Source organism: Pantoea sp. Mhis, assembly GCF_009830015.1.
Genome location: NZ_SZZX01000012.1, coordinates 1 through 13537 on the forward strand (window position 1 = coordinate 1; position 13537 = coordinate 13537).

10 protein-coding genes are annotated in these 13537 nt (G+C 25.0%); 8 read left to right on the plus strand and 2 right to left on the minus strand.

Annotated features, from left to right (window positions below; genetic code table 11):
• Nucleotides 1-78 precede the first annotated feature (78 nt).
• The 3 genes from FD727_RS03885 (at nt 79) to FD727_RS03895 (ending at nt 3593) form a co-directional block, all read left to right on the plus strand.
• Nucleotides 79-837: a thiazole synthase gene (locus FD727_RS03885; protein WP_159938866.1), complete on the plus strand. Its 759-nt coding sequence runs from the start codon at nt 79-81 to the stop codon at nt 835-837.
• 11 nt (nt 838-848) lie between these two features.
• Nucleotides 849-1820 carry a ThiF family adenylyltransferase gene (locus FD727_RS03890; protein ID WP_159938867.1) on the plus strand — a complete coding sequence of 324 codons (972 nt, stop codon included), beginning with the start codon at nt 849-851 and terminating at the stop codon, nt 1818-1820.
• 477 nt (nt 1821-2297) lie between these two features.
• A complete protein-coding gene (locus FD727_RS03895; protein WP_159938869.1) occupies nt 2298-3593 on the plus strand; it encodes an SLC13 family permease in 1296 nt (431 codons plus the stop codon).
• Nucleotides 3594-4059: 466 nt separating this feature from the next.
• On the opposite strand, the gene FD727_RS03900 is transcribed toward FD727_RS03895, so the two are convergent.
• Nucleotides 4060-6324, minus strand: coding sequence for a glycosyltransferase (locus tag FD727_RS03900; RefSeq protein WP_159938870.1), 2265 nt, complete (start codon nt 6322-6324; stop codon nt 4060-4062).
• Nucleotides 6325-7926: 1602 nt separating this feature from the next.
• On the opposite strand from FD727_RS03900, the gene FD727_RS03905 reads away from it, so the two are divergent.
• Both FD727_RS03905 and map read left to right on the plus strand, forming a co-directional pair.
• Complete coding sequence (locus tag FD727_RS03905; RefSeq protein WP_159938871.1) at nt 7927-8487, plus strand: recombinase family protein; 561 nt, start codon at nt 7927-7929, stop codon at nt 8485-8487.
• An 849-nt stretch (nt 8488-9336) separates the two neighbouring features.
• On the plus strand, nt 9337-10119 hold the full coding sequence (gene map, locus FD727_RS03910; protein ID WP_159938873.1) for a type I methionyl aminopeptidase: 783 nt from the start codon (nt 9337-9339) through the stop codon (nt 10117-10119).
• Nucleotides 10120-10808: 689 nt separating this feature from the next.
• On the opposite strand, the gene FD727_RS03915 is transcribed toward map, so the two are convergent.
• On the minus strand, nt 10809-11732 hold the full coding sequence (locus tag FD727_RS03915; protein WP_159938875.1) for a RepB family plasmid replication initiator protein: 924 nt from the start codon (nt 11730-11732) through the stop codon (nt 10809-10811).
• Nucleotides 11733-11783: 51 nt separating this feature from the next.
• Between FD727_RS03915 and FD727_RS04105 the strand changes: the two genes are divergently transcribed.
• The 3 genes from FD727_RS04105 to thiS all read left to right on the plus strand — a co-directional run bounded on the left by FD727_RS04105 (nt 11784) and on the right by thiS (nt 13485).
• Nucleotides 11784-11915, plus strand: a complete 132-nt coding sequence (locus FD727_RS04105) for a hypothetical protein (RefSeq protein WP_255454580.1) — start codon at nt 11784-11786, stop codon at nt 11913-11915.
• Between the two features lie 438 nt (nt 11916-12353).
• Nucleotides 12354-13304 carry an FAD-dependent oxidoreductase gene (locus FD727_RS03920; RefSeq protein ID WP_159938876.1) on the plus strand — a complete coding sequence of 317 codons (951 nt, stop codon included), beginning with the start codon at nt 12354-12356 and terminating at the stop codon, nt 13302-13304.
• Entirely contained in the window at nt 13288-13485 is a 198-nt protein-coding gene (gene thiS, locus FD727_RS03925) for a sulfur carrier protein ThiS (RefSeq protein WP_159938878.1), read from the plus strand. The genes FD727_RS03920 and thiS overlap by 17 nt, the downstream gene beginning before the upstream one ends.
• Nucleotides 13486-13537: the final 52 nt, after the last annotated feature.

The window sequence follows — 13537 nt, forward strand, 5'->3', positions numbered from 1 at the left end:
AAAAATAATTATAATATTATTATGTTAGAAGAAGGATGCCAAATTGAAGTACTTACACCAATGCAAGGAGGTTAAATAATGTTTTACAACTTTGAAGAACAATCTCTTCTTTTACTTGGTACAGCAGGATATCCCTCTCCAAAAATTTTACAAGAAGCTATTAATGCATCAGGTACTGAAATAATAACTGTTAGCTTAAGACGTGAAGGCCAAGAAGGTGAAGCATTTCGCAAATTACTTACAACACTTAATGTTCATATTTTACCAAATACTGCAGGATGCTATACAGTAAAAGAAGCCATAACAACTGCACACATGGCAAGAGAAATATTTAACACACCGTGGATAAAATTGGAAATAATAGGCCATGCTGATACTTTACAACCTAATCCTTTTGCTTTAGTAGAAGCTACAAAAATTTTAAATGAAGAAGGATTCCAAGTATTTCCTTATACTACTGAAGATTTAATTGTTGGAGAAAAGCTATTAGCTGCTGGTTGTAAATTACTAATGCCATGGGCTGCTCCAATTGGTTCTGGCCAAGGCTTAAGAAATATAGATGGATTACGTACAATGCGTTCTTGGTTTAATGATATACCATTGATTATTGATGCGGGAATTGGTACACCATCACAAGCAACACAAGCAATAGAAATGGGATTCAATGGAATTTTACTTAATACTGCAATAGCAAAAGCTGGTAATTCTGTTTTAATGGCAAGTGCTTTTAGCGAAGCAATTAAAGCAGGAAAAAAAGCATATAAAGCTGGACTAATGGAAAAAAGAGATATGGCAGTAAATTCCACACCTATCTTTGGCTTAGCTAATTTAATATGAGAATTATAACAATGGAACGTTATCAACGCCAAATAATTCTACCAGAAATAGGCCATGCTGGGCAGCAAATATTAAAACGTGCTAATATACTAGTTGTTGGAGCTGGAGGCTTAGGAGCGACGTTGCTTCCACAATTAGCAGGCTCTGGTATTGGTTACATACGCATATATGATAATGACAATGTTACAATACATAACTTACATCGACAAACTCTATTCACAATGCAAGACATTGGAAAACCCAAAGTAACATGTGTAAAAAAAAATATTAAAAAAATTAATCCCAACATAAAAATTGATGCTATAAAAAAATTATTGACTCCTAGTAGTTTAAAACTTGCACTAAAAAATATTGATTTAGCAATAGATATAGCTGACAATTTTGCTATCACATATCCACTTTCAGATATTTGTTATATAAAAAAGATCCCATTAATTAGCGCTTCAGTAATTGGGCGTCAAGGTTATGTAGGAGGTTTTTGTAATAGCGCTCCTAGCTATCATGCAGTTTTTCCATTAATTCCTAATTCCATAGGTAATAACTGTAATAACAGAGGTGTAATGGGTCCTGCAGTTTCAGTATTAGGTGCACTGCAAGCGCAAATGGCTCTTAGTGTATTATTAGGTTTATTACCATCACCGCTTGGGTGCATAATAAACTGTGATTTTATTAATTGGCAATTTCGTCAATTTCGCTTCGATAATGCACATGAACCAAATGAACCTAAAATATCTTTTGTTGACCTAAAATTAGTATCCAATAGAGATTATATAATAGAATTACGTAATCATGAAGAAATACAAAATAACATCATAAAAAATACAAAACGCATATTAATTAAGCAACTATATACTTATCCTTTACCTCCAAAACAACGTATAATACTAGTATGCTCTAGCGGTATACGAGCTGCTCAAGCAGCTAATATATTAATAAAAAGGGGCTTTAATAACTTGGCAATTATAGCTGCAAATTATATATAAATATATTATAATTATAAATATTTTAAATTTAATAATAAAATTTAAAATATACCAAAATACTATTTAATAATAAAATCGTTTTATTTCATGGATCAAATTTTATTAATAAATAAATTATCTTATCTAAATAATAATATTTAAATTTAAATTTTTTTATTTTGAATTAATATTCAACAATAACGTTTGTTTATTTAAAACCTATTTTAATAAATAGATAATTTATCTTTTATATAAAAAAATTTATTTTATGTATATAAATAAAATAAATAAATATTATTGTTAATAACAATAATTATATATAATAAAGACCAAAAAATTTTATTCATCACTAGATTATATAATATTTAATAAAAACTCATAAATATTAATAATAGTTATTTAATATTACATGTTAAATAACTATTATATATCTTGTTATTTTTACTTGCGATTAATATTATTTATTTTATAAACTATAAAAAGGAAGTTCAGTGATACATGACTAATATTCATTTTTATATTACATCCTGCATTATTATTATTACTATTTTATTATGGGCTAGTGCGATATTACCAGAATATATAACTACTTTAATTTTTTTTTCTCTTTCTATGTTATTTTCTATAGCACCAGCAACAAGCATATTTAAAGGATTTACATCTCAAGCGTTCTGGATTGTACTAAGTGGTTTTGTATTAGGTACAGCAATCCGCAAAGTTGGATTAGCTCAACGTTGGGCTAATTTACTGATTGTTCCTTTCAGTCAAAGCTGGTTATGCATGGTCACTGGCACAGTAATGTTAAGTTATATTTTAGCTTTTATTATGCCTTCAAATATGGGACGTATTGCTCTTTTAATGCCAGTAATTATGACACTAAGCGAGCGTGCTGGAATTAAATCTGGAAGTCGAGGGAGCATAGGTCTAGCATTAGCAGTAGGCTTTGGTACATTTCAACTCTCTTCTAGTATTTTACCGGCAAATGTACCTAATTTAATACTTAGTAGTGCTGTAGAAAATACTTGGCAACTCCATCTTAAATGGATGCAATGGTGGTTACTGCAGATGCCAATATTAGGTATAGCTAAAGGTATATTATTAATCATTTGCATTATTTGCTTGTTCCGTGCAGAACCGATTGCTATTTTTAATAAAGACACGTCATCATCAATTAGTTATAATGAATGGCGATTAATAATATTATTAATAATTATTTTATTATTTTGGTCAACTGATGGTTTACATGGTGTACCTGCCGCTTGGATTGGATTAGCAGCTGCTTGCATATGCTTACTTCCAAAAATTGGTTTTCTTTCTACTCATGATTTTATGCATAATGTAGATTTCTGCACATGTCTATATGTTGCTGGTATATTAGGTATAACTACATTACTTACTGATTCAGGACTAGGAATTACTGTTTCTAATGTATTAATTAAATTAGTACCAATAAAACCACATGAGCCGTTTTTTAATTTTATTTCATTAAATATATTAGTTTTTTTACTAGATTTAATGTTTACAGCTAATGCTGTACCAGCTATTATAACACCAATGGCTTCAAAATTAGCATATTCTTCGGATTTTTCCTTAATTACAATAATTATGCTGCAAGTTTTTATTTATGCTACTCCTTTGTTACCATACCAAGCTTCACCTATTATAGTTGCAATGAAATTAGGTAATGTGCCTGCTAAAGATGGATTACAGCTTTGTTTATTAATTTTTATATTAAGCATTTTAATTTTATTACCTATAAATTATTTATGGTTTCATATATTAGGATATATCTAAAATAAATAATTAATAATAATAATTATAATTATTTAATACTAAATAATACAATATATAAGATATTTAAGAAAATAATAATAATTTAAAATGAATATTTATGTAAAAAATTAAAAAGAAAACAAAAATCTATTTTATTAAAAATTTAATTAACATATTAATTATTATTAATTAATATAAATACTATTAGCTTAATTTTCATAGAAAAAATAAATTTTAATTAACGTAAATTAAAATATAATTCTACATATAATTATATTTATTATAAAAATTAAAAAACAATAAATTAAAAAATAAAATTATACATTTGTATAGTTATAAACCATGATAATAAATTTTATATTTACATAATAATATTTATATTTATAGATTATAATAAAAAGTTATTTAGTATATATAAAAAAATATATATTAAGTTATCGATTAAATATTTATTTATATAATAAATAAACAACATATATTATTCATTTTATTTATATAATTTTATAATATAAGATTGCATTTGTTCAACTGTTTTATCCCAAGAAGTAGCAGATACTATTGACTTCATTTTAATAGCAAGATTATTCAGATCTTTGATAGTTAATGTTAATATATTTTCACAAGCTTCAATAAAATTATCATATGAGTAAGCAATATTAATTATGTTGCTATAACTTAATTCTATATCTTTTATAGCAGTACTAACAATTGGTAATTGAGCAGCCATATATTCTAGAACTTTTGTTGGACTAACAAATTTAGTTGAATTATTAAGGACAAAAGGTATTAAACATATATCCCAACCAGCAAGAAAATGAGGTAAAGCTTCATAAGGTTGTATACCTAACCAATGTAAATTACTATATTGCGGTAAATCATTAGGATCAATTTTTACTATTGGACCTACCATTAAAATTTGCCATTCAGGATGAGAGATTGCTAATAATTTTATTAATTCAATATCTATACGCTCATCTATTACACCATAATAACCTAATCTTGGTTTAGGCAAATGTTCCTGTAATGGATGTGTATTATTACGGTCAAGAGCTTGTTCAAAATGCGCTGCATCAACGCTACTAGGAAAGCAATATACTCGAGGATGAAGATTCTTTTTACATTCATATAAACTATGACCACCGGTAAAAACTAAATCAGCAGAATTTAGCAACTCTGATTCACGTCGTTGTAATTCTGCTGAAGGTGCTAACTTAAATTCAGATAATTCATCCATACAATCATAAATAACTATACTTGATGAGAAACAATTAACCAATGGAAAAGCCATTGGTGTATAAAACCATGCAAGTATTTTTTGCTCATTACTGAATAAATTAGTAATAAGAGGATATAATACTTTTATTTGATCAACTTGAAAACCAGGTAATTCAATATCTGTATATGGCTGAAACACTGTTATATTAGGAGCAGGTTTATATTCTCTTAAATATGGAGATTTTCCTGTTTGAAAGAGTGGTTCTTCAATAAAAAAAATTCGATAATATTGTGCAAGTCGTAGCATTATATGCTGTGGTCTTTGAAATACAAAGTTCCAACGAAGATGACTAAAAACCACCAAAACTAAATCTTTCATTATTGAATCCTTTGTTTTCTTAGTTAAAGTTAGAAAACTTTGAAAGTTATCTAAAGAACGTTTTGATTGTTTCAACGTACTAGAATAAACTGTATTTAGTATACGCTCAAACTTTAAATTAATATCCCACAATCCACTATGAGGCCAATATTGTATATTTTCCCAAAGTGGATAATCTAAAATTGGATATAGGCATATTCCTCTAATATCGCAGCCGTTTAGTTGTGCTTGAGCTATTTGTGTAGTAATATGATTTAACCAAGCAGCTCTACCACTTCCTACATGGCTAGTTTCTGAAAGTAAAATAGGACGTCTGTAACGTTTAAACAAATTACTGAGCATTTCATGCAATGGTATTCGACGGCTATCTCCAAGATGCCATTCAAGTTTTTGTTTAGGCGAATTAATTATCCATTGATTATTATGATAATAATTTGCTCCTATTATATCTAAATAACGAGGATCTCCACCTAATTCAGGTTCATATAAACCAGCTAGCATATCCCAAGCTTGAAACTGAGATTCATTAATCGCTGCTGCGGTCTGTTGTTCAGATTCTGTAGTGTTTTTGCCTATTACTTGAATAATAGGATCACAATGTAAGAATCGTGCACGCGAATCAACAGATAAAATAGCTTTACACCCTGAAATAGTTGCACGAATAAGTTGACGTTTAACAGCGTTTGGATCATATTTCTTATTATTGCTTAATAATCCGGTTGATATCCCCCAAGACATAAATGAAATTTCATTGATAAGAGAATAAATAGGAGGTTGTTCATTATAATAATCTGAAAGAAATGTTGCTATACGTTGACAAAAAAAAGTGAACCTAGATACAAAAGTAGATGAAAAGATATTGATATCTTCAGGATAACCGTAATGACATAAAATCCAATTAATTTGAATTCCATATCGTTGTGCTGCTCGCATCTTATTTTTTAACGTTATAAACATCTTATCTATGTTTATTTCTGATAGTCTCCATCCAATACTTTCTCGTATCGTATAAATACCGAAAGGTAATAATAAAGCATAATCTTCATCAAATTGCTTATTATGCTTATTTAGCATATTCATTGAAAGTTTTTTACCTTGAGTATTAATATGGTCAGCTCCTTCATAACCAGCTTGCCAAAAACTGGAAAAAGGAAACATAAATCTCTCCTTAATTTAAAATTAGATATCATTTTATGATTTAAACAAATTAATTTTTTAGCTAAACTCTAAAAAATATAAATTATTATTATTAATATTATAACTGATTGACTAATTAAAATTAACTATTATTTTTCTTTGACATTTAATTGTTATTAAATGTCAAAAATTTTACATTAAATTTAACATATCCTATTAAATTTAATGTAAATATTAATTACTTTTTTATAAATCTATTTTAAATAGTTATTTTATATTAATAATATGCATGCATATATAATCATAATAGTAAAATAATATAAATTTCTAATTTCACATATTTAAAATATATCAATTATTTTAATAAGTTGTTTATAAAACTATTTGCATAATATTTTTGAAATTATTTTAAAAATTTTTATAGAAATAAACATTTATTTATTTCTATATTAGATATTTTAAATATAAATTCAATAAAATTTAAACTTAAAGTTTATTTGCATAAAATATAGCTATTGAGATTAATAATATTAGTTATCTCGTATATATATATTTCAATATATATATATATGTATATATTATTGCTAATATTAGCGTGATGAACACATGATGATCTCATGGTAAACTTTTAATGTTTTAATATACAAATAATAAAAATTAGTTATAATTTTTATTATTTGTATATTACTAAAATATCAAATACATAATGAATTTATGATAATATTTATCTATATTAAACATTACACAATAGAATTGTATTTTATTATAAAATACGTTGATACATTTTTATTTAATCTACAATTAATAAAATTAATTATATAAATAATTATAATAATCTTGTTTAAAATTTTATGTATTATGAATTTATTAAAAATAAAATACTTAAAATTTATTTTTACATAAGTATTATTTACTATTATTAATAGTAAATAAATTACTATTAATAATAGACTTAATTATATTTTTAATGAAGAAGATTATATCTTCTTCATCAAATGAGATCTAATAATTAGCTAAACTGAATTCAGTTACATTTATCATTATAATGTAATCTAACCAAGTTTAAACTTACGATAAATTTAACTCGAATTGCAATATTCATTTAATGAGTTAATCAACTCAATAAAATTTTTAAAATATTAATAATTTATCTATTTTCATATATTAATTGATTTATGTAATAAATTGGTACAAATTTATTACAATTATAAATATTGTTAATTTAATTATTAATATTTTTAATTAATAAATTCAATAAACATATATATTTATAAAATTATATTATAAAAAATAAACTTTTTGAAATATATTTTTTATTTAAAAGATTAAGATAAATAGTCTTCTATATGGAAAAATAAACCAAAAATAAATACTCAACTATTATTTATTTAATAGTATAAATACTCATTAATTAGTAACATAAATATTATAATCTATATTTAAAAATATAATGAATGTTAAATATATTAGTTTTTTAATTATATTATATTAAATATCCTATATAAGTATATTTAAATCATACAATACAATAAGACATTATTTTTGTACTATTAAGGTTGTTTTTTACGATTAAAATATGATATTATCATTGTCTATATCCTAACAAGACACTTTTTATTATTTATGACACTTTATGGTTATGCTCGTGTTTCGACTAATGAACAGAATTTAACTTTACAGATAAAAGCTCTTCGTATAGCTGGTTGTGAAATTATTCGTACAGAAAAAGTTACTGGAAGTAGTCGTAATAAACAAATAGAACTTAATTTACTAATGGAATTTTTACGCACAGGAGATACGCTTGTAGTAACTCGTATTGATCGATTAGCGCGAAGCGTAAAAGATTTACAGGATATTTTTTACAATCTTAATCAACGTAAAGTTACTTTAATGGTAATCGAACAACCTATTGATACGAGAACTGCTACAGGAAAAGCTTTCCTTGATATTCTAAGCGTTTTCTCAGAATTTGAGAATAACTTGCGGCGTGAACGTCAAATGGATGGAATTATAGCAGCTAAAGCCAGAGGCGTTTATCGTGGAAGAAAATCATCCATTGATTATCATGAAGTATATCGTTTACGTGCAAAAGATAAAATTGGAGCTACCGATATTTCTCGAAAATTAGGTATCGCACGTTCTTCAGTATATAGAATTTTAAATAAAAACAAACATTCATTATAATGATATCTCTTAGATTTATTAATTAACTCAATTACAATAATTACTATAAAATTTAAAAACTTCATTAAGCATAATATTTATTTAATTTGTTCAAGTATATATTTTATATTACTATTTCATAAATAATATTTACCTTATTTTTATATAGTCTTAAAATTAGTATAAATAATAATTTAAATATATTAAATATATAATATTTAATATATTTAAATTACTAAAATTATAAATTTTAAATAACTTTATTCATAGTAAGTTACATCTGAAATAGATAAGTAAAGATTTTTGATCTGTATTCACAAAATACATTGATTATAAAATTTTAATATATTATGTTTAAATTAATTGTATTAATTATTTTAATATTAGACATAATTATACAAAATATAAAATACATCTTTTATACTTCATAATAAATTATATTATAAAATATATATTTTTATTGTTATTATTATTATTTAATATGCACTCTTTATATTAAATAAATTATCTATATTTTTGATAAATTTAGTTAGATAAAATTTTTATAAAATTAACAAACTTTAGCTTAAAGGATCAATAAAATTGATGCATTATAATTAACATAAATACTTAAATAATTTTAAATTCACCATAAAATAAATATTTTTATTTTTGCATAAATACAAAATTATCTAATAAACAAAATTCATATAGATAATTTTCTATCATTAAAAGTTATTCCTTAATTTCATTAACTTTATTTTAAATATATAAATATATTAATATATAATTAACGTTAATTTATATATTTATATATAAAAAATTATGTAATGTTTTTTACAGTTATTAACTATTAACATGTACATACTATTTTAAGGATGTATTATCGAAATGAGTATTAAAATATATAATACTAAAGAAATTGAATTAGCTCGCGCTGCTGGTCACTGTGCTGCAAAAGTTCTAGAAATTATTACGCCTTACATTAATCCAGGTATTACAACTGATAAACTTGACGTTATTTGTTATAACTATATTGTTAATGAATTAAAAGTAACTCCAGCTAATCTTGGATATCAAGGTTATACTCATACCATTTGTACTTCTGTTAATCATGTTGTTTGTCATGGCATTCCAGGTAAAAAACAACTTAAAAATGGGGATATTATTAATATTGATGTTGGTATAATAAAAGATGGATGGTATGGAGATTCTAGTAGAATGTATTTCGTAGGCGAACCTACAATATTAGCAAAAAGATTAGTAGAAGTTACTTATAAATCAATGAAAGCAGGAATTAACGTAGTTAGACCAGGCGCAACAATAGGTGATATAGGAAAAGCTATTCAACACAAAGCTGAACAAGCTGGTTTTTCTGTAGTTAGAGAATACTGTGGACATGGCATCGGTAAGGTTTATCATGATGAACCTCAAATTTTACATTATGGTAATGCACATCAGGGACCTAAATTACAAACTGGTATGATTTTTACTATAGAACCAATGATTAATGTAGGTAAAGCCGCAACTAGTATTTTATCAGATGGTTGGACAGTGGTTACTAAAGATCGTTCGTTGTCAGCTCAATGGGAACATACGTTAGCTGTAACTAAAGATGGTTTTGATCTTTTAACACCTTGGCCAGAAGGTACTAATAAATATGAAAGCATTTAAAATATTGTAAAAAATATGGTTATTTATAATATTTTATGATTTTAATCGTAATTACAATATACTATTTTTATATATATTGAGGTAACTTCGTTATTATTTAGTTATTGATTACAAATAACTAAATAATAATATAAAAAGATAATTTAAAATAAAAATTTTAACTAATGTATTTAAAATTAATACTGCAGTTTTCTACATAAGCCATGAGATATCTATATTTTCTATATTAATAGACAATTTCTTATTGTAAATATTACAAATATTTAAGTAATGATGAAGTGCATATGAATATTATATAATATAACTTTAAGTATAGAATTTAATTATTTTTAATTTTATGCTTTATATGCATTTAAAATATAGTCAAATCTAAATTAAGAAAATTATTATAGATTATGAAGTTATGATAATAATCATAAATAAAAAATATTTTATAAACTCTCCAAAAAACTTCATCAAAGTAACTATAAAACATTCACTATAATCAGTAATAAAAAATTAAAATAATTAATAATTATATATATCCATAACTGATTATAGTTATTGTATGTTATGAATACTTTTATTTCTTTTTAATAAAAAAAATAAAAAACTATTATTCTATTGAATATTAGACTCAATAAATTTTAATTAAAAAGCTTAACATAAATAAATATAGTTTCAAATATAAGAATATTATTATGTCTATATTAATAAGTTAAAGTAAAAGGTATAAATTGTTCTATATTTTCAATATTATTATCAAGTTTAGGTGTTCTACTGTGAATTATAAAAAACACAGTACGTCCACGTTTCACTTCAGAATAATCAAGATAGCCTATTTTTTTTAACTGATCCATGGCACGTCGTACAATATAATTTTGTGTAGTAATCTTTGAACCTAAATTTAATCTCATACATAAACGAGAAAGTGAAATTGGAATGGGATTAGTAGGTAAACTTTCCAAAAAAGTATAAAGTGCTTGCGCTGATTCTTTTCGTTTAAGTTTTGAAATAGCTCGCAATTGTAATAAAACTTTTCGATCAAAATTATATAGTTCAAATAATTTAGGATCAGCTTGAATACGTATTAGATCTTTTTCGCGGTCATAATAGGCTGATTGTACTAAATGTGTATGGTAAACTTTACCATTACCTTCAAAAGATAATGTATTGGTTGCAATACGTCTTAACGAAGCATCTAATCTTTTTCGCAGCGCTGATGAAGAATTTATTGATGGTATTCCACACATTTTAACAAAATCAACAAAAGATAGTGTAACAGTGTTATCTGTAATTGATGGATAACGTGAAAACGATTGGATAATCCCTGCCCAAGTTTTAAAATCATTATCCATATCTAGTCGGGCTCCAGTAATAGTAATTTTTTCATAACCTTCTGCTTTTACTAAAGAAAGTTTTTTTAATTCAGATGTTGCGTCTGTGGATGCCATTGCTCCAGACTTACAGCGAGAAGTAGATTTTAAGGTAGGAACAAATAAACCTAAACGCATAAGCGCGACCGGTTGTACCGTATTATTTTTATTAGGATAAAGTTGAATAACTTCACCATTATTTTTTATTACTGATAAAACTTCATTAATTAACATACTGTTTTTACTCTTTTTATTCATATCACTCCACGTTTTTTATCTTATAAATAAAAAAATTTGCTACTGATTATAGTGAATGTTATTACTGATTATAGTGAATCAATTACTGATTATAGTAAATCAATTACTGATTATAGTGGACGTTTTACTGATTATAGTGGACATAATTATATGCTAAATCCTTGTAGAATGAGGCTTAGATAGCAACTGGGATCTATTTGGATCTATTTGGATCTATTTGGATCTATTTTAGGATCTATTCATGTATAAATAATCAAGTTTTATGTAGTTACTACTTCAAATAAATACAATTTAAATAAATTTAAAAACTTTAAATCAAACCAATTAAATATAATAAATATCGTTACTTACAAAATTTTTATTAATATACATTTGATAGAATATTTTTAATAAAAAAAAAATATTATCAATAAGTATTTAATTTTAATAATATTAAATATTTATATTTAATAAAAAATAACATTCATATATAATATTGCTAATTTTATTTAAAATTACATATATATACTAAAAATAAAAAATTAATAAAAACTAAAATTAATTTAAAAAAAAATCATATGCTATAGTAATTTCAATAACAAAATCTTATTAATCAATTATATTTTTTTTGGAATAATACATGTGAGTAATTGGACAATTTTAGGTTCTGGTGTGGTAGGTTTATGTGTAGCAACCATATTAATAGAAAATGGAGAAAAAGTTACAGTAATCTATGATAAAAACCAAACGCCTGCTTCTTGGTTTGCAGGAGGTATGCTTTCACCATGGTGTGAAATTGAACATTTAACATCAAACTTTATAACTCTCGGAGAAGATTCTATTTTATGGTGGAAAGAACATGTAAGCAATATAATACATAAAGGAACATTAGTAATAACTGCAGCTCGAGATACAACTGAACTAAATCAATTTGCTCGTATAACAAAAAAATATGAATGGATTTTTCCTGCTAAAATAGAACCAGAATTAGAAGATCGATTTTCGCGTGGTCTTTTCTTTTCAGAAGAAGCACATCTTGATCCTCGATTAACACTAATAGAAATGCGCGAAAAATTAAATAAAAAAGGAGTTCAATTTTTAAATAAAAATTATAAACTAAAAAAAAATATTATAGATTGTCGCGGAATTCATGCTAAAAATAAATTACCATCTTTACGTGCAGTTCGTGGAGAAATGATAATCATACATACTAAAGAGATAAACTTCTCTCGTCCTATTCGTCTTTTGCATCCTCGTTTTCCTTGTTATTTAGTACCTAGACAAAATGGTTATTTCATGCTAGGAGCAACCATGATTGAAAGTAATGATAATTCCAATATTAGTGCACGTTCAATGATGGAATTACTTAGTGCAGCTTATACTATACATCCTGCATTAGTCGAATCACGTATAATAGAAAGTGCTAGCGGTTTACGTCCTGCTTATCCGAATAATTTACCAAAAATTAATTACAATAATGGAATATTTTATGTTAATGGAATGTATAGACATGGATTTTTATTAGCTCCTATAATAGCCAAACAACTAATACAATTTATATCTAAAGGAATAAAACATGAAAATCACTCTTAATGGTAAACCTATAAGTACTCAATCTAATAATATTACCGAATTATTAAAAGAATTTGAATTTGATACAACATATGTAGCAACTGCGTTTAATGGAAATTTTATATCTAAAAATAATTATAATATTATTATGTTAGAAGAAGGATGCCAAATTGAAGTACTTACACCAATGCAAGGAGGTTAAATAATGTTTTACAACTTTGAAGAACAATCTCTTCTTTTACTTGGTACAGCAG